We start from the raw sequence: 17,835 nt of genomic DNA, 5'->3' as shown, positions 1-17,835 counted from the left end.
AACAAACGGTGGCGCACTTCAAATTAGGCGTCTAGAACTCTGCGATAGGTGGCGGCTATTTCTTTGGCTTGCTGCTGGGCGGTCCTTACTGAAAGTGGCCTTGTGGTAGGCGGCGCGGTGTAGCGCTGCACGTTGTCGTTCATTTCTGAAAGAACCTGCGACAAGTGTCGGTCGCTTGAGACATCGACGACAAAGCCATTTTCACCGTGGCTGATATTCTGAGAGATTGCACCAAGCTTCGAAGCTACGACCCAGAGCCCCATGTTCTCCGCCTCGCGGCTTACGAGTCCAAAACTCTCTGGCCAAGTCGAGGGAGCAAGCAATACGTCAAGATCGTGGTAAAGACCCTTAACCTCGCTTTGCGGGTACGGTCCGATTATTCGAACGGGGGTCTCTCCCCACTTCGTCTCCCAGCATTCACCGTATCTTAGATTTCCATCGACCATTGTTAGGCGGAGGCGAGCAAAATTTGATTTCCGCAACACAGCTTCCACAAGATCGGCCCCTTTATGTGCAGAACGGCCGCCGATATGTCCCAAGTGGACGGCCGAGTTCCGGCTGCGCGGGTCGCACCGAGGAAGGTCGGAAACGCCGTTCTCTATTACAGAAACGTCGTCAATCAGCGCGGCCTTGTAGATCTCGGCGAAAGGCTCTGAGACGGAAATGCGGGCACGGGCGCGCGAAAGGAGCGCGGCAAGCTGTGACTGGCGCACGAATGCATCTGCGCCGCGGCCATGCAATACGGCATCCTTCAAGCGATCCCCCGTCGGAAGGTGCAGGAACCCGTACTTGTCGACAAGAAACTGGTGATCCGAGATCCACCACGCATCGTGGAGTGTGACGATGAAAGGAATGTTTCGTTCGTCAGCGACTTCCACGATCGTTGCCGTCAAACGCTGGATGCAGTGAAAATGAATCATATCTGGCTTGACCGCATCAATTACCGCGTTGAAGACGCCGCGGTGATCCGGATTGAACGCCCTAAGGTCCATGTCTCGTTCTTGGGGACAAGTCAGCCGTACAATTAGAACGCCCGACATGCTTTCAAAGCGCACTTCTCCCGGACGCGTGCCTCCTTCATCAGAGGCGAAGACAACAAACTCGAACTCATCGGAGTCGTTAAGGATATCGCGGATGTTGTCTTCAACGACGCGAGTAGCGCCTCCTATACTTTGCGGCGCGTAAAACACGTTGCATATGAGTATCCGTCGTTTCTTTCTTTTCATCGGAAGGCGGCCCGTGCCGGCGAAAATCTTAAGTACCGCCTGACTAAGGGCGGGCAGTGAATAGTGGGAGAGAGCAGTATCGTATGCATTCTCTCCAATGCGCAGCCGTTGACTGGTGTCGCTGATTAAGCGTTCGAGTTGCGCCAACCAGTCGTGCAGAGAGCTGGCGATCAGGACATCTTTACCCGGTTGCAACTCCTCTCGATAAGCACACACGTCGCTTACTACCGAAGGAATTTTCAGCATTGCAGCCTCGAGCCACTTAATTTCCGACTTGCAGTCAGCAGCCTTTGTCTTTGATAGAACCGCAAGATTAATGTCGCACTCGCTCAGAATACTCCAGTAAACGTCGGTGCTGTTAACAAAGCCGAGGTGCATAATTCTGTCGGAGAAGCAGGCGAGATCTTGAGGAAGTTCCACGAAGCCGACCAGCACTAGGTCGACGTTAGAGTGAGTCTCCATCAACGTTTTGAGCGCGACCCCGACCTGATCAGCGAAATCCCCCGTATGAGCTTTCGTTCCGGAGCCGTAGAATATCTTGATACGTTTGCGGCTCAAATGGCGAGAGGAAGCTTCTTCGATGAAGGCCTGGTTGCGGCTATCCAATCCGTTCCGAACGACATGGCAGGCTTTCTGAGTTGCCTCCTGCATCGCGTGGGCCAGGGCACGGGTCGATGCTATACCCTCACTGCAAAGTTCGAGTGCAAAGCGGAAGAGTGGAACGCCATGGCGAAGACCGCAGTATTCCTCCCACGTGATTTGGCCGCCGTAGCTGTCGAGACTATCCGGGTAATATGACGAGTCGAACAATAGGTCGTCTATTTCGTAGAATGTTCTGACCCCTAGCGCCTGACTCAAACGGATAGCTTTGATGACCGCTGGGAAGGCCGCTACACGGTAAAAAACTACAGCTCTTGCCCCGAGAAGGCTGGCTGCGATCTTTTCAGGTTCAGTGTGACGAAGGATGACGCATTTCAACCCACATGCTTCGATCTGCTCGACCCTTTGCTCGATTCGATAGTGTGTGCACTGGCGCAGATCGTGGTTGGCGAACAACACGATATGTCCATCTGGATCTGATACCCAGTGCGCCGGCAGGCTGTCAGTATGGACAGCCCCAAAAAGGCGATCAATACTTTCCAGGCATTCCTTCAGAAGGCGGTCCGATTCGACGCCAGCGGTCGCAAGTTCTTCCTGACTGGTCGCTGCAACGAGCAGATTCATAGTCTGCTTGCTGGTGTGTGCGAAATACATGTCCGCTAGCCGATCGACGCAAGCGAAGAAGCCGTGCTCCGATCTATATCTGCTCTGCATCTCCTCAACCAACGCCAGTGCACAGTCGAAAGAGCCTCGCTGGCAATGGCCTTCAACAGCATTGACATATGCCTCCATCCTGCTTGAGCCGTTGGCGATTGCAGAGGTGAAGCATTCCAAAGCGCCATCGGTTTGTCCCATCCTAGCTTTTGTGATGCCAAGTTGGTACCAGGCTTCGGACAATTCGGGCTGCGTGGACAACACGACCTCGAATGCCTGTTGGGCGCCTGTCAGATCGTTCCGCCTGATGCGGTACTCTCCAATCCTCAAGAAAAGGTCCGGGGAAGCATCCGTGAGGAAGCGCCTTGCATCCGCGAGGTTCAGTTGTGCATGACTGAAATAGTGGATTAACGCATCCGCTCGGTGGGCGCGTACGCCCGACGTCGCACTGACATAGGCCTTCCAGTCAAAGCTCTGTGGATAACTGCCTTCTCCCAGCAACTCTCTTAAAAGCGCCTGTTCGCTAGGCGCACGAGCTCGGGAAAAACCAGTCGTGAGCCACTCTCGGTAAAGCTCGACGTCTGAGCAGGGCTCTGGTTGTTCATAGTATGCGCGATAGAAATCTGGCTCGAATGCGTTCCTAAAGCTAAGGGGCGCGATTATTCCTTGCGCGCTGACCGCGCGAAAAAGCCGCACCGCTTCACCAAAGTCCTGTACTTGTTCCCCCCGCTGCGTCCCTATCCAAGCGAGAAACTGGGATGGGTTGAACAAACTTTCCCACCCATCCGAAAGCTTCGAACCGAAGCGGTGGGGGCGCTCTTCGAGACGACCAAACTGGCAAAAATGTATTAGGTAGTGCCCGTCTGTCGGCAGCACCCTCGCTAGGTCCGGGTTTAGGATCTTGTAAGCGTCGAGATCGAACTCCGCCGGTAGCCTACCGTACGTAGTCTCAACAGCAATTCTAAGGGCATGGAAGTTGGGGAACCTACCCTCCGCTATACCATGCTGCAGGAAATGCTTGAGTAGATCGATATTGAATTCAAGGCTATTGAGATCCGCATAGTAGCTTCTATAGAAGTCCGGATCGAAACCGAATTTGCCCGCTTTTAGCCCAAGATGGAACTTCGCGAAAGCTCTCAGCGATCGCAACTTTTCACGCAGGGACTTCACCAGCATCAGCATTAGGCTCCAAAATAACGTGTAGGAAGAAAGGCCGGTGAGGACGGCCGCGCCCTTTCATCAGCGCAACTATGGTTGATGTGTGAAGTCAGATTCGACTTGGATAGCAAGTCCATACAGGACAATCGCATTTGCACCAAGTGCCAGTCTACCACTCCGCGCCGTTCCCGTTTCGCAGATGATGCGGACAGCTGTCTGCGTATTGTGCTCACGACAAACGCAGGATGGCGATAATTCATAGGCCAAACACGAGCCTACGACTGATCTTGCTGCTATCCTTCAATCAAAATCCGCCGGAAAACCCGCTCCATGAACAAGCCGCTGAATACAGAGACCAGGGCGAAATGTAGGAGATACGTCTTATCAACAAGCCGGTCACTGTATGATGGATAGTAGGCGCTACGCATCCATTCGACCGCCTGAACGACAGGACTGTAGGCTAGAGGGATGGCAAAGGCGTCTGGAAGCGCAGAAACAACGAATAGACTACCCGACGCGAGGTAGATGATGATGCAAAAGAGAGCATACAAAGTTGCAAAGAACGGCATAATCATGGTGATGACACCCGCCCAAATGCCCACACCGATTGCGGCCAGCAGTATGGTCAGATAAGCGAGAACAGCCTGTTCAAGGTCGTACGGAAATGGGTTGTCGCCCATGAGCCAAAGAATGAGGAGTGCCTGTGCCAGTGTCAGCGCTGCGGCGACGATTTCGAGGGCCGCGCGTGCCATCAAAATATCCACGACCTGTACCACCGGGAAGGCAAGCATCGGTTTGTTCAGGATGACCGACAGCGACATGAAACGCGACACATACGTGAACAGGAGGGTAGGAATCAGACCGGTAGCAAAGAACACGCGGAGGCTGTCTCCAAAAGGAGTGGCTCGATTAGAGACCTGATAGATGAAGAGAAGAATGAAGATATGAGCGAGCGGCCACCACGATACGATCAGGAATCCGATGCCGTGGTCGAAGAAGCGGGTACGCAAGTCGCGAAGCATCACTGCCTTCATGACATGAAGTTTCTCCTGCAGCGCCGCAGCTAGCCAGGTCCCGTGCCTTTGCCCCTTTTTAGTGGGGCCGATATCTAAATCCAGATCCATTTCACCGACCGCGCTGAAATTCACGGAACCTGACCGGGTTCCCGCATGATATGTTTGAACGATGGCGCAGCTGTAATCTCATCGCGTTTCTCGTGATAGCGCCGTGCGGTTAGCGGGGTTCGGGGACTTCAACGGAGCTTCCCGCGACTTTTTGCAGATACCGCCCGTAGGCGGTTTTCGAGAAACGTGCCGCGTGCTCCAATAACTTGTCTCGGCTAATCCACTCGTTGATATAAGCGATTTCTTCCAAGCAGGCGATATGTGTACCCTGTCGGTGTTGAATGGTCCGCACAAACTCGGATGCTTCAAGCAGACTGTCGTGGGTGCCAGTGTCCAGCCACGCGTAGCCGCGCGACATGCGTTCAACAAAGAGTGTAGCCTCATTCATGTAGCGCCTGTTTATGTCGGTGATCTCGAATTCACCGCGCGCAGAGGGTTCCAGTGATTTGGCATAGTCGATGACCTTGTTGTCAAAGAAGTATAGACCTGTGATGGCAAGTTTCGAACGGGGAGCTGCAGGCTTTTCCTCGACGGAAATAGCCCGGCCGGAGGGGTCGAGTTCCACAACGCCATAGCGTTCCGGATCTTCTACTTCATAGGCGAAGACTGTTGCGCCGGTCTCTCTGGCACGGGCATTCGCAAGCAGTGCGTCCAAACCGGCACCAAAGAAAATATTATCCCCTAATATGAGTGCGACGTTATCATCGCCGATGAAGTCCTCACCGATGGTGAACGCTTGAGCAAGCCCGTCGGGACTTGGCTGAACAGTATAGCGTATGCGTATGCCCCACGAAGAGCCGTCGCCGAAAAGCGTTTTATAGTTGTCGATGTATTCGGGTGATGAGATTATCAGTACATCCTGAATTTTGGCCAGCATGAGCACTGATAGAGGATAATATATCATTGGCTTGTCGTATACCGGGACGAGTTGCTTGTTCACGGCCAGCGTCGCCGGGTACAGTCGAGTGCCGGAGCCCCCGGCAAGAATGATGCCCTTCATTCGCATTCTCTCAAAATCTTTGCTTTATCGCATATCTCGGGAAACGTCTCCGCCAATGCTGACTTCCACGGGCGTGCTTGGATCCCGTATGTCTGTTCAATTTTGGAAAGAGCGAAGACGGAGTTTGCTGGTCTTTTCGCCGGTGTCGGATACTCGGTTGTCGAGATTGGTTCCAGCTGTGGTATTTTGTGTCCGGCGCGCGCGTAGTGCCGCAGTATTTCCTGGGCAAAACCGTGCCATGACACAGGCTCGCTGTTGGAGAAGTGGTAGATTCCGTTGGGCGTGGTGGGATCAGCTACCATGCTTAGCGCAATTCGAGCGGCAGCGGCCGCGATGTCGACGGCGGCCGTTGGGCACCCGATCTGATCGTCGACAACCCGGATTTGGGGGCGGTCGGCAGCCAATCGTATTACAGTCTTCACAAAATTGCTACCGGCGGCCGAGTAAACCCATGAGGTCCGCAGGATGACATGTCGCGGGTTGCCCGTCCTCACGGCAAGTTCTCCTGCAGCCTTCGAGGCACCATAAACGCTAACCGGACAGATCGGATCGTCTTCTCGATACGGGCCGATTTTCTTGCCGTCGAAAACATAGTCAGTCGAGATTTGAACCAGCGGGATGTTGGCGTGGCGCGTTGCTTTGGCCAACGCTGCTGGTGCAATCGCGTTGACGCGCCATGCCGTCACGTCATCTGTCTCGGCTCTGTCGACCGCCGTGTATGCGGCTGGGTTGATGACGGCAGCGAACTCATTCTTTTTGAAGTAGCTGCTGACTGCAAGCGGGTCGGCGATATCCAATTCAGTTCGACAGGGCGATACAATCTCCACCGCTGTCGGCCATTCGTAGCGGCACAACTCCGATCCCACCTGTCCGGTTGATCCGGTCACAAGAATGCGTATGCGCGGAACCAACGTCAAACCTCGACCAGTGACATCGGCACGCCATCATACAGGAACGGACTGTCGAAATCCGCAAGCAGTGCCTGAGCTTGGTCTTTCGGGCTAAGCAATGGTTCCACTCCCTCAAGAAAGGGCCAGCGAATATTAATCTGAGGGTCATTCCACTGTAGCCCCGCGTCATTCTTTGGCGCGTAGAAGTCTGTCACTTTGTACATCACTTCAGTCGATTCCTCTAACGTGAGAAATCCGTGTGCGTAGCCGGCAGGTACGTAAAGCTGATATCCATTCTCCGCGTTCAACTCCGCTCCTACCCATTGACCATAGGTTGGGGAGCCCCTTCGTATATCGACGACGACGTCAAAGATCTTCCCCGTGACACAGCGAACCAGCTTGCCTTGTTGATGAGGCGGAGTCTGGAAATGCAAGCCTCTCAATGTTCCGGCGCGAACGGAAAGCGATTGATTATCTTGCACGAAATCGTCGGCAATACCAAGGTCCTTAAATCTGTTCTTGTTGTATGGCTCGCAAAACCAGCCTCGGTCGTCAACAAAGCGCTTCGGCTTAATCAGTAGAACTTGTGATGCCATCGGCACCCTCCCACACAATCTCGAACTAGGCTTTGTCCTAGCACGAACCGCAGAACCCGGTCGATAGTGCGTTGAAATGTTCCCGAGTAAGTTTGCGGGGTCGTATTGAAAGGACCCATGCAACTATGCGGCGTTCCAGATACGGGCTTTTCCCGGCGCTGGCAATCCTGTGAAACACTATCCATTGGCAGTTTTCGGAACCGGACAAATGCTCTATCGTTTCGCAGCTTTGCCTGGATGCTTTCACGTTGTGTGCAAATACTTCGCGAGCCGTTGGCGCGCTGCGCTTGTCGGAAGTGGATTGGTTAGGCAGGCGCAGTGAATCGAAAGGATAGCAGCCCGAATGGTGAATGACAGGGAATTGAAGGGAATAGTCTGGTGGAGCTGCTTCCTTGAAAGTCACGATCGGATCTATGACCACATTTCCTCGATTGGAGAACAGTTGCTACTTAGAGGGCAGCAATTAGTCGTAATTGGGCCCGCTGGCGATTACTCGCGCTGTGTCGGCTTCTTCCACATTGCCGTGCCATTTAGCATCGTTGAGCAGGGCAGGAAGTTCAGTAACCTTCCGGGCCCCTCGGTATTGCCCATGACGGCGACAGCTCTGCCCGAATTGATGGAGGCAGAGCGGCTTTGGTCGCATGCGCCCAATTCGTTCGATACCGAATTCTCTATCCTGCGCGCGCTGCGGTATTGGGAAAAGATTTTCGAAATTATGCGTCCTAGTGTGATACTTACGTGGGGTTCCACTCTTCCCTTCTCGAAGCTACTTATGCGGTTGGCCCAGATCACCCAGACACCGTGTTATGCAGCAGAACGGGGGCTTACCGAAGACACTTTGATGGTTAATCTGCTTGGCCAGTGCCAGATCAGCAATATCGGACTCCGGTTGTCATTTATTGAACCGGCGATACCTGCCGAGGAGGTTGAGCGCGAGTGGGGATCTATTGAAAGCTATTACCGCAGCCTCACGATCCGGAACTACGCATTATCGAACAAATCAGTAGCATTCGCTGGTGTGGACGCTCCGGCGGACGGTGGTCCAATCGTTCTCTACCTCGGTGCCTTCGATGTCGGAAGCGGTATGAGCTTCGACAGCGTGCGTGCAGGTGATCGTTATGCCAATTGGATACGACACTCAGGCGAGGGCGCGCGAGCTGTTGCAAGCAGTCTTCAGAGGTCATTCGCAAAGGCGACGCTTCTTGTGAAGCCTCATCCAGCAACGTCTTTCCATCTGCACAATGATTTCGAAGGAGTCAACGTCGTCAATTGTCACGATCAGGACTTTCGGTTGCTATTATCCCAGTGCGACGCTTGCGTTACGCCGATCTCGACGACGCAGATTTATGGCTTTATTTATGACAAGCCCGTAGTCACTTTAGCAAATGGCTTTTTCGCTGGCCGAGACATCACCTACGAAGCCGTTGATGATGGCTCCCTTGACCGCGCCCTTTCTGCCGCAGTCGGAAGGGTTGGTTGGGACGAAAAGCGTTCGCGTGCCAAAAGCCTGATCACTGCGCTCTTTCGCGAAGAGTTCGTGGGGCTTTCTGACGATTTGCCTGGCCGGTTGAAAGCATCTCACCTAGTCGAGCACCTGGCGCGCTTCGTCAACTATCGCCACCCGTCCACGGAGGGAGCCGCCAAGCGCATTCAGCAGTTCAACGCCTTCAGGGCTTGGACATCACCGGACAGCGGGAACCTATCCGCGGACGAAATCAAGTTTGCCATCGGGCAAGAAAACTGGGAGAACGTTCGCTCCGAATTGGCCGCCGACTTCGTCGATGAAACGTTGAAGAGAATGGCGGACGGTCAGTTCAGCGGAGACGGATGCCTGGCAGCAACAGAGAGGCTGCTCCAACATGTCCAGGAAACCATCGATCTATTAGTTCGCGAACGAATTCAATTGGAAGAGGAAAAGTTCGAAGTCGGCCGTGTTGCGCAGGAGGAGCAGGTGGCCAGTTTGGCCGCCCGTTGCAACGACCTCGAAAGTGCGCTTGCGAATGCGGTTGACTTGAGACAGGTCGAGTTGGCGCAAAGGGAGACCATTATTCAACGGCTTAACGCTGAACTTAACGATGTCGCGCGGAAACTAGATAAGCTGGAGGAACGGCTGGAGGTAGTCAACGAGGACTTGCAATCCACGATTGAAGATAGACGCGCCCTAGAGTCCCGTATAGGCGAGATTGACAAGGAACGCCATCTCCTTTCGACGTGGGTGCGAGAAAGCCTTAAGCGGCGAAAGATGCAGCGAGAGGGCTTCCCCTATCGCATCCTTCAAGGTACTCGCGCCAAAGAACTGAAGTCCGAGTTCAATCCCGTGCAATATCTGTTGGCAAACCCGGACGTTGCTTGCGCCGGCCTGGATCCTGATTTTCATTGGGAACGTTTTGGTCGCAAAGAAGGACGCACACTAAAATCACCTGGTAACGATGAAGCGTGACGCCACTGACTCGATGGTCGTCCTTGTTTATGTAACAGGCTGTGCAAATCGTAACGCGTTGAAAATATTTGCCATAAAGGAAGTGAAATGAAGGTAGTGGCCTTTGTACCGGCTAAGGGTGGCAGCGAAAGGGTCCTTTCGAAGAATACCCGTATTCTCGATGGGGAGCTTCTGTTCCGAAGAAAACTAAAGCAGTTGTTGGCGTGCGAGCGTATCGATGAGGTATGGCTCGACACTGAGTCCGATGAGATTATCGCCCTGGCGAACGATCTTCCCATTAAGATACTCAAGCGCGATCCTGCTCTTGCGACGAATGCGACGGACGGCCACGAAATGTTCGCGAATGAATGTAGGGCAGTGCCTGACGCGGACGTCGTCATCCAGGCTCTATGCACCGCGCCGTTTCTTGATGAGAAGGCAATATCGCGTGCGCTCGATCTCTTGTTGAGTAATCCGCAGAAAGACAGCTTGCTGGCCGTGCGGAACATGCGGTTCTACAAATGGGAAAGGGGTGAACCTGCCTACGGACGCGACCGTATCCCTAACAGTGTGGATCTGCCACCCTCGACGGTGGAGAGCATGAGCCTCTACATGATGAGGCGGGAAAGCCCCTCATTCCCAGACAAACGGTTCGGAATGAACCCGATTTTTTTTGAACTTTCCGATGTTGAGGATTTGGACATAAACTATGAGTCTGACCTCGAACTCGCGGAGTCAATTTGTCTTGGCCGCCGCATGGCGGAATTCAACTACTTCCGTCTGTTGCGGCACCATCTTGCCTCATCAATCATTTCCGACGTGACGAAGGAGATGGGATTCAACTTCATGTTGGATCCGTCGCTGCGCGCGGTGTCGGCGGGCAAGATGCTCGGGCGCGTTAAAACCCTCAGGCTGGGGGAATTGAGCGGTCCAGAGAGAGACATTCATTCCAGCGACGCGTGGAAGGGCATCTACAAGGCGCTGCACTCCTACAACTTTATCAGGACCGGAGATGTCATCGTCGTGGAGAATTCGGTGCCCGATCGAGCGTACTTTGGCGATCTCAATTGCCATCTTGCTCTTCGTGCGGGTGCGGTCGGTGTACTTGTCGACGGATTCACGCGCGATGTCGAACACGTTCGTGCAATGGGCATGCCCGTCTATGCAAGAGGGGCTTGGAGCAATGACATAAAATATGAGGGCACGACGATTTCCTATAATATGCCGATCACCGTAGGTGGTGCCACCGCAAGGAACGACGATGTAATTTTCGCTGATTCTGAGGGCGTACTCATTATCCCACAACACCTTTGGGCAACTGTGCTAGATCGAGCGCTTCAGGCGACTTTCAATGAGACGAATATTCGCAAGAAACTCTTAGAGGGAGCGCCAATCCCCGATATCATTCACTCATACGGGTATTTCTGAAAGGCCAACGATGCAGCCGACAGCGGCGAGCGTTGTCGGGGACAGCAACTCCGTGGACGGGCGAGAAGAGATTAGTCCGCGCTTGAAGGGCCGTGTTTTCCCTTCCCCACACAAACCAGAATAGTACTCATCAAAAGCGGAGATACAGCGGGCAATGCGTGTTCTAGTGACTGGCGGGGCGGGCTTTATTGGGTCGGCGGTTGTTCGCCATTTGGTCATCGAGAAGGGTTACGATGTCCTCAACATCGACAAATTGACGTATGCAGGAACTCTTACCTCTCTGAAGCAAGTCGACAACAATCCTCGCTACCGATTCCTCAAGGTCGATGTATGCGACAATAGGAAGGTTGCTGAAGCCTTTGAAAGCTTCAAGCCCGATCGGGTCATGCATCTCGCGGCTGAGAGCCATGTTGACCGGTCGATTACTGGTGCCCAGGCATTTGTCGAGACGAACGTTCTCGGCACCTTTACGATGCTGGAGAATGCGAGGCGGTATTGGGAGGCGCTGGCCGAGCATGCTAAGGAAACGTTTCGCTTCCTGCACGTTTCCACAGACGAAGTTTATGGCTCCCTCGGTGAGCAAGGACTCTTTGAAGAGACGACACCTTATGATCCGAGTTCGCCTTACTCTGCGTCGAAAGCGGCTTCAGATCACCTCGCAAAGGCCTGGATGCGCACATACGGGCTACCCGTCATCGTCTCAAACTGCTCGAATAATTATGGTCCTTTTCACTTCCCAGAGAAATTAGTTCCGATGATGATCATCAATATGGTCGAAGAGAAGGCGCTTCCTGTTTACGGGAATGGATCGAACATCCGAGACTGGCTATTTGTGGAAGATCACGCCCGTGCGCTAGATATCATTTGCGACCGGGGACGCAGGGGCGAGACCTACAATGTCGGAGGACACAATGAACGGAGCAATTTGGACGTCGTCCGACAAATATGTCGACTAATGAACGAGCTGCGACCGGGCACAAGGCCCTATGAGAAGCTCATTACGTTCGTCCAGGACCGTCCGGGGCACGATGCGCGATATGCAATTGATGCAACTAAACTCGAGACGGAACTAGGTTGGAGGGCGGTTGAGACTTTTGACACGGGGGTCGCGAAAACTGTTGAGTGGTATCTTGCGAACGAATGGTGGTGGGGGCCATTGCGTCACCGCTACACTGGAGGAAGGCTCGGGCTTCCTGACCCAAGATCAGAATAGGCCTGCGTATCACCGTTTGCCGGATAGTAGATATCGCGTCATATCGGTGATTCCGCAAAACACGCCATTGCCAATTTTCGACGCAATGGTTGACTGCATTTGAGGTAAACTCCTGGTCTAGGGTGCTGGAGACATTATGGCGCGTGGGTGTGCGACCTGAACGCAGCCTTGGTCAGTATCCACCGCTGGAAGCCGGTCCTTCATCGAAGAAAGCCGTGCCTCGCTCTACGTGCGTTAAGTTGCTTCGTGACGGGTTGCGAACCTCGAGGGCTGTGAGCTTGCCGCCCACTTTTATCCAGCTTTGAGTTCGCTCCAGCGGTTTTGGTTGCTGTATTCTGGGGCGGTAGCGGCGGGTTGCGGTGCGGAGCCATTTCGGCTGCGCAAGACCGCTTCACGTCGCGGGTTGATGGGCTGGGCGAATTCGGCAGGTGTCAGCATTGGTGTATTGATCCGTCACGAAGTCGAGCGACTAACGATCATTGGTTGCCATCAGGATCAGCATGGTGCGCGTGCGCCTATCCTCGCTTCGGGCCGCCGCGCTTGCGCACCGTCAGCTTCTCCTCCCGATAGAGGCGAAAGAGCTTCTTGTGGCTCACGACGTGCCCCTCGCGTGCCAGAGGCACAATGCGACGGCAGCCACAGCGACGTTCATTTGCCAACGCTTTCATTCGTTCGCGAAGACCACGATCGTCGCTACGGCTGGTTTCGTAACGGATCGCCATTCGGCAATAGCCGATGGCTTTCCACGCCCGGCCTACGCTGTAAGCATCCGGTGAAGGCCGCAGGTCATGCGGCCTGAGCGTTCAGAGCCTTTGGTGTCCAATTCCACGGAAGCAATTGCTGCAGCCTGCTGACCGGCGTGTCCGCAATGTTGGCGAGGACGTCGGCAAGCCAGGCCTGCGGATCGATATCGTTGAGCTTAGCATTTTATGCCGACCGGCGAACTATGCCGATTAATCAAGTTTTTTCCAACGTTTCCGGCAGCATAGCGGTCGCCCAGTCGGCATAGCTTAGGGTCTCTCCGTCGCAATTGACGCGAAGGAGAGGACACATGAACACAACTGACTATTTGAATCGCAGCGCCCTATATCGGAAGCTGCTCCACGGTCCGTATCGGGAGTTTGCGCGTGTTTACGCCGCCAACATGTCGAAAGAAGGCTTGGGTCGGCAATGCACGTGGCGCTCGCTGAGCCTGTTTCGAGACCTGATGGACTGGCATGTTGGCAATGGATATGCCCCGCAGGATTTGAGCGAAGCTTATGTCGATCGTTTTCTTGAGCATCGCTTCAAACACTGGAGTCCCGATACGGGCGACCGATCGGCACTCCGACGCGTGCTTTCAGCGTTACGGGAAGAGGGCTTAATACCAGGTGCGCTTCCGGTTGAGCGCACTGAGCACGAGCAGATCGTCGATGTATTCGGGGCATATCTCTCGAATGAGAGAGGGCTCGCCGCCTCGACGGTGGGGAGCCACAAGCTTCTGTCACTTCGATTTCTGCGGGAGGTCTGTCCTGCCGGCGCGAATGGGTTTGCAGCGCTCACCCCGGAGATTGTCATCGGGTATGTCGAACGACATGCGCTCGATGGCTCCGCCGACAGCGGCAAGGCAATGTGCGGAGTCGTGCGTGCCTTACTGCGCTACTTGCATTTGAAGGGCTTCATTTCGACGGCGTTGGCCGATTGCGTGCCATCCATCCGCCGCTGGCGACTTGCCGGCCTTCCAACCTTCCTGCCGCCAGAGAAGGTCCAGAAGGTTCTCGATGCCTGTGACCGGACGACGGCAATGGGGCATCGGGACTATGCGGTTCTGATGATCTTGGCCAAGCTCGGTTTGCGCGCTAGCGAAGTTGCTACCCTCAATCTCGATGATATCGACTGGCAGTCGGGCACGATTCTCGTACACGGAAAGGGACGGCGGCAAGCGACTATGCCGCTGCGTCACGATGTCGGAACAGCTATCGTGGCTTATATCCGGCATGGGCGTCCCGCTTCGGCGTGTCGGCGAGTTTTCTTGCGAACACTTGCGCCGCACGTGGGCTTTGCCTCCGGCTGCGCCATCACGATGATCGCGAAGCAGGCACTCGAGCGGGCAGGCATTGATGGCTATGCCCATCACGGCGCCCATCTTTTCCGCCACAGCCTCGCGACCGACCTTTTACGGTCGGGTGCCAGTTTTGCCGAGATCGGCCAACTGCTCCGCCATCGAAACATCGACAGCACAAGGATCTATGCCAAGCTCGATGTTGAGAAGCTGCGTGGACTGAGCCTGCCCTGGCCGGGAGGTGTCCAATGAGCCGGCTTCGCACTGCCCTCAACCGCTATGTCGGCATGCGCCAAGGGCTGGGATACAAATATGATGGGCCGGCACGACGGTTGTCGGCATTCGTCACCTTCATGGAAGCCCGCGGCGCCGAGACCATCACGTCGGACCTGGCAATGCAGTGGGTGACGTCGATGGGCCGACAGCCGAGCTGGTCCATCCGCCTGGCTGATGTGCGCTGCTTCGCCCAGCACCTCAGTCATTTCGATCCTCTGACGGAAGTGCCACCGAGCGACGCAGTGCCGCCGGCTCGGCGGACAAAGCCCTACATCTATAGCGACATTGAGATTCAGGCGCTGCTGGCGGCAGCACTGTCGCTGCCGCCAGCCAACGCCCTTCGACGCTGGACGTATCACTGCCTGTTCGGACTGATAGCGGTCGCCGGACTGCGCCATTCTGAAGCGCTCGGCCTGCTCCGGGCCGACGTCGATCTCGAGCAGGGCGTCCTCACTATCCGAGAGACAAAGTTCGGCAAGTCACGGCTGGTGCCGCTGCATGCCACGACAATCGCTGTCCTTACAAACTATGCTGCCCGACGCGATGCACACCTTGGCACGCCGCGCAGTCCCTATTTCTTCGTCGCCGAACAGGGCGGCAGATTGCTGCATCAATACGTGCACCGGGTGTTCTGGCGACTATCCCGGCAAATTGGTTTACGGCAGGAGGGGGATCGCGGTGGCCCGCGGGTTCACGATCTTCGTCACCGTTTCGCCGTCCAAACCCTGATCAACTGGCATCGCGCTGGCGAAGATGTGGAACGCGAGCTGCCGGTACTCTCGACCTTCCTCGGCCATGCCAATGTTCGCGACACTTACTGGTATCTGTCCGCCGCGCCGGAGCTGATGAATCATGCCGTTCGGCGATTGGATAAGCGGTGGGAGGTTCGGTCATGAGACGAACGAACGACTTAGCCGTGCTGATCGAGCGGTGGTTCACAGATCGGCTCATGAAGCATCGAGGTGTAAGTTCCAACACCATTGCCTCCTATCGCGACACGTTCAGGCTCCTGTTTGCGTTCGCGCAGGCGCGCCTTGAGAGGTCCCCATCTCAATTGACACTGCGGGATTTGGACGCTCCGTTCATCGGCGCATTCCTGGAAGTCCTCGAGACGCAGAGAGCCGCCTCGGTGAGGACCCGGAATCTCCGCCTCACAGCCATTCGATCTTTCTTCCGATATGCGGCGTTCGAGGAGCCGGCACATAGCGCCCACATCCAGCGCGTGCTCGCGATCCCCAGCAAGCGATGCGACAAGCGGCAGCTTCAGTTCCTAACCAGGCCCGAGATTGAATCGATCCTGGACTGCACGGATCGAAGCACGTGGCTGGGACGCCGCGATTACACTCTGCTATTGCTGGCCGCGCAAACGGGGCTGCGGGTTTCGGAAGTCATCGACCTCGACCGAGACTCGGTAATGCTCGGCCGCGGTGCGCATGTGCAATGCGTTGGTAAGGGCCGCAAAGAGCGAAGTACGCCGCTCACAAAGGTTGCACAGGAAGCCCTCCGGCGTTGGCTCAAGGAACCCGGGAAGCGAGGCGCAACGGCTCTCTTTCCGAATATGCACGGTGGCAGGCTCAGCGCCGACGGCGTGCAGGCACTGCTGAACAAATATGTCGCCAAAGCGCGCGAGCACTGCGTCTCCCTCCGCTCGAAGCGGGTGTCGCCCCATGTCTTGCGGCACAGCGCTGCCATGGAGCTACTACAGGCGGGCGTCGACTGCTCGGTCATTGCCCTGTGGCTGGGCCATGAGGCGATGGAAACGACGCTGACCTATCTTCATGCACATCTTGAACTGAAGGAATCCGCACTCGCAAAGCTGAAGCCGTACGAACGCGCCAAGGCCGAGCGATTTCGACCAAACGACCACCTTCTGGAATTCCTGAACGCCCTCTGAGCATGAGAACTATGCCGAGTGCCAACGACGGGTCTTCGACCAAAACGGCAAGAGAAGCGCGTTTCAACTGGTAAGTTGGAAGAGGTGCTCGGCATAGTTCGCCGGTCGGCATAAACAGCAAAGATGAATGCCGTCGATCCGCAAGCCTGGCTTACCCAGACACTTGAGCGCCTCGCAAATGGATGGCCCAGCAGCGTGACGCGCTCATGCCGTGGAACTACGCCGCCTGAACGGCCCCGGCTTGTCGCTTACCCTTCACACCAGTCGGGACCGGGATCATCGCCGAGCCAGCACGACGTCGAGAATGCGACCCAGCGCCTCGGTGTCGATGTCGCTGTCTACCCGGACACGTCGACCTCGTCCCAGTTCAATCGTCACATCGCTGCGCTTCCGACGAGAATGCGATGGGACCGACGGTTCCGAGACAACGGGTTGGGCTGCAGGTGTGGCCTCCGACACGATTACAGGCACCAACGTGTTCGCCGTCTGCATCGACGGCTCCTCAATACGACAAAACTCCTTGCGCCAACGGAAGAGCTGACTGACGTGGATCCCGGCGGCGCGGGCGATCTCGGAGAGCACTGCGCCCGGTTCAAGGCAGGCAGCGACGAGGCGTTCCTTGTCGTCGCGGGACCAGCGCCGCCGGCGCTCGACGGACGTGATCACTTCAATCGGATGCTTCGTCATATGACTACTCCTAGTGCTAGCACTAGGACTTCCGATGTTTGGTATCACCTCACAAGACGGCCTTCACCGGAGGCTTACCCTACGCTCAACCGTGTTGGCTCATCAGATCCGTGAAGTGATTGCACTTCATTCCCTGGTCCTCTCAATGGGCCAGAGCCTACTTCAAAATGGACTATTTCAAGGGGAAATCTCAGGACAACTTGCTCCCGAAAAATACTCGTACCGCATGAGGTATGGAACGAGTATTTGTTGTCGGCAACTAGCCCTTGGGCGAACGTCGTCTTCCGGACACTTACCTCGTCTTTATTGCCGCCGTTCGCCGCCCGCTTTTGAGCGGATCTATTCCAGTTGTGCCTTCTGGAAATTTCTCAAAGAGTTCGCCGATCTCGCATTCCATAGCTTGAGCGAGCTTTTCAAGTGTAACGATGGTGGGGTTTTTGGTGCCGCGTTCTAGGTGGCCGGCGTACGAGCGCTCGATACCTGCCGCCAGCGCCAGATCATCTTGCGATATCTGTCGCGCAACCCGTAATCGTCGAAGATTCAGAGCGACCAGCTGCCGTACGTCCATAGCTGCAAAACAGCATTTGACAATCTATGAAACCACGTATTATAGAACTATGAAAGGAATC

The 17,835-nt window shown here is 55.3% G+C and carries 13 protein-coding genes and 3 pseudogenes; 7 read left to right on the top strand and 9 right to left on the bottom strand.

Going from position 1 to position 17,835, the window contains the following annotated elements:
* Positions 1–23: 23 nt before the first annotated feature.
* The 5 genes from IB265_RS32015 to rfbC form a co-directional block, all read right to left on the bottom strand.
* A complete protein-coding gene (locus IB265_RS32015) occupies positions 24–3,656 on the bottom strand; it encodes a glycosyltransferase (protein ID WP_192495764.1) in 3,633 nt (1,210 codons plus the stop codon).
* A gap of 275 nt (positions 3,657–3,931) precedes the next feature.
* A complete protein-coding gene (locus IB265_RS32010; RefSeq protein ID WP_309140544.1) occupies positions 3,932–4,786 on the bottom strand; it encodes a capsular biosynthesis protein in 855 nt (284 codons plus the stop codon).
* A gap of 85 nt (positions 4,787–4,871) precedes the next feature.
* Entirely contained in the window at positions 4,872–5,762 is an 891-nt protein-coding gene (gene rfbA, locus IB265_RS32005; protein ID WP_192495763.1) for a glucose-1-phosphate thymidylyltransferase RfbA, read from the bottom strand.
* A complete protein-coding gene (gene rfbD, locus IB265_RS32000; protein ID WP_309140545.1) occupies positions 5,759–6,649 on the bottom strand; it encodes a dTDP-4-dehydrorhamnose reductase in 891 nt (296 codons plus the stop codon). Before rfbD ends, rfbA begins: the two co-directional genes overlap by 4 nt.
* A gap of 26 nt (positions 6,650–6,675) precedes the next feature.
* A complete protein-coding gene (gene rfbC, locus IB265_RS31995) occupies positions 6,676–7,248 on the bottom strand; it encodes a dTDP-4-dehydrorhamnose 3,5-epimerase (RefSeq protein ID WP_192495761.1) in 573 nt (190 codons plus the stop codon).
* 343 nt (positions 7,249–7,591) lie between these two features.
* On the opposite strand from rfbC, the gene IB265_RS31990 reads away from it, so the two are divergent.
* The 3 genes from IB265_RS31990 (at position 7,592) to rfbB (ending at position 12,308) form a co-directional block, all read left to right on the top strand.
* Entirely contained in the window at positions 7,592–9,688 is a 2,097-nt protein-coding gene (locus tag IB265_RS31990; protein ID WP_192495760.1) for a hypothetical protein, read from the top strand.
* Between the two features lie 87 nt (positions 9,689–9,775).
* Positions 9,776–11,095: a cytidylyltransferase domain-containing protein gene (locus IB265_RS31985; RefSeq protein WP_192495759.1), complete on the top strand. Its 1,320-nt coding sequence runs from the start codon at positions 9,776–9,778 to the stop codon at positions 11,093–11,095.
* A 154-nt stretch (positions 11,096–11,249) separates the two neighbouring features.
* Positions 11,250–12,308, top strand: coding sequence for a dTDP-glucose 4,6-dehydratase (gene rfbB / locus IB265_RS31980; protein WP_192495758.1), 1,059 nt, complete (start codon positions 11,250–11,252; stop codon positions 12,306–12,308).
* Positions 12,309–12,599: 291 nt separating this feature from the next.
* Here rfbB and IB265_RS37860 read toward each other — a convergent pair.
* Positions 12,600–13,060 (bottom strand): annotated as a pseudogene (locus tag IB265_RS37860) (IS3 family transposase); the annotation flags it as partial.
* A 34-nt stretch (positions 13,061–13,094) separates the two neighbouring features.
* A pseudogene (locus IB265_RS31970) lies at positions 13,095–13,232 on the bottom strand (transposase domain-containing protein); the annotation flags it as partial.
* 127 nt (positions 13,233–13,359) lie between these two features.
* Here IB265_RS31970 and IB265_RS31965 point away from each other — a divergent pair.
* From IB265_RS31965 to IB265_RS31950, 4 genes and pseudogenes are all read left to right on the top strand, one after another.
* Complete coding sequence (locus IB265_RS31965; protein ID WP_192495757.1) at positions 13,360–14,601, top strand: site-specific integrase; 1,242 nt, start codon at positions 13,360–13,362, stop codon at positions 14,599–14,601.
* Positions 14,598–15,521 (top strand): tyrosine-type recombinase/integrase, encoded by a 924-nt coding sequence (locus IB265_RS31960; RefSeq protein WP_192495756.1) that lies wholly within the window; start codon positions 14,598–14,600, stop codon positions 15,519–15,521. Before IB265_RS31965 ends, IB265_RS31960 begins: the two co-directional genes overlap by 4 nt.
* On the top strand, positions 15,518–16,519 hold the full coding sequence (locus tag IB265_RS31955; RefSeq protein ID WP_192495755.1) for a tyrosine-type recombinase/integrase: 1,002 nt from the start codon (positions 15,518–15,520) through the stop codon (positions 16,517–16,519). The genes IB265_RS31960 and IB265_RS31955 overlap by 4 nt, the downstream gene beginning before the upstream one ends.
* A 114-nt stretch (positions 16,520–16,633) precedes the next feature.
* Positions 16,634–16,749, top strand: a pseudogene (locus IB265_RS31950) (transposase domain-containing protein); the annotation flags it as partial.
* Positions 16,750–16,795: 46 nt separating this feature from the next.
* Here the strand turns inward: IB265_RS31950 and IB265_RS31945 are convergent.
* Together IB265_RS31945 and IB265_RS31940 are read right to left on the bottom strand one after the other, a co-directional pair.
* Entirely contained in the window at positions 16,796–17,206 is a 411-nt protein-coding gene (locus IB265_RS31945) for a transposase (RefSeq protein WP_043625102.1), read from the bottom strand.
* Positions 17,207–17,498: 292 nt separating this feature from the next.
* Entirely contained in the window at positions 17,499–17,774 is a 276-nt protein-coding gene (locus tag IB265_RS31940; RefSeq protein ID WP_192495754.1) for a helix-turn-helix domain-containing protein, read from the bottom strand.
* Between the last annotated feature and the right edge of the window lie 61 nt (positions 17,775–17,835).

Source organism: Ensifer sp. ENS10 (genome assembly GCF_014852025.1).
Taxonomy (GTDB): Bacteria; Pseudomonadota; Alphaproteobacteria; order Rhizobiales; family Rhizobiaceae; genus Ensifer.
Note: the sequence above shows the minus strand (reverse complement) of the source record. Positions and strands in the feature narration are given on the sequence as shown.

Coding starts and splice junctions, on each gene's coding strand:
- IB265_RS32015 (WP_192495764.1), bottom strand. CDS start 3,656: ATGCTGGTGAAGTCCCTGCGTGAAAAGTTGCGATCGCTGAGAGCTTTC.
- IB265_RS31985 (WP_192495759.1), top strand. CDS start 9,776: ATGAAGGTAGTGGCCTTTGTACCGGCTAAGGGTGGCAGCGAAAGGGTC.
- IB265_RS31955 (WP_192495755.1), top strand. CDS start 15,518: ATGAGACGAACGAACGACTTAGCCGTGCTGATCGAGCGGTGGTTCACA.
- rfbB (WP_192495758.1), top strand. CDS start 11,250: ATGCGTGTTCTAGTGACTGGCGGGGCGGGCTTTATTGGGTCGGCGGTT.
- IB265_RS31945 (WP_043625102.1), bottom strand. CDS start 17,206: ATGACGAAGCATCCGATTGAAGTGATCACGTCCGTCGAGCGCCGGCGG.
- IB265_RS31965 (WP_192495757.1), top strand. CDS start 13,360: ATGAACACAACTGACTATTTGAATCGCAGCGCCCTATATCGGAAGCTG.
- IB265_RS31960 (WP_192495756.1), top strand. CDS start 14,598: ATGAGCCGGCTTCGCACTGCCCTCAACCGCTATGTCGGCATGCGCCAA.
- rfbC (WP_192495761.1), bottom strand. CDS start 7,248: ATGGCATCACAAGTTCTACTGATTAAGCCGAAGCGCTTTGTTGACGAC.
- IB265_RS31990 (WP_192495760.1), top strand. CDS start 7,592: ATGGTGAATGACAGGGAATTGAAGGGAATAGTCTGGTGGAGCTGCTTC.
- rfbA (WP_192495763.1), bottom strand. CDS start 5,762: ATGAAGGGCATCATTCTTGCCGGGGGCTCCGGCACTCGACTGTACCCG.
- IB265_RS31940 (WP_192495754.1), bottom strand. CDS start 17,774: ATGGACGTACGGCAGCTGGTCGCTCTGAATCTTCGACGATTACGGGTT.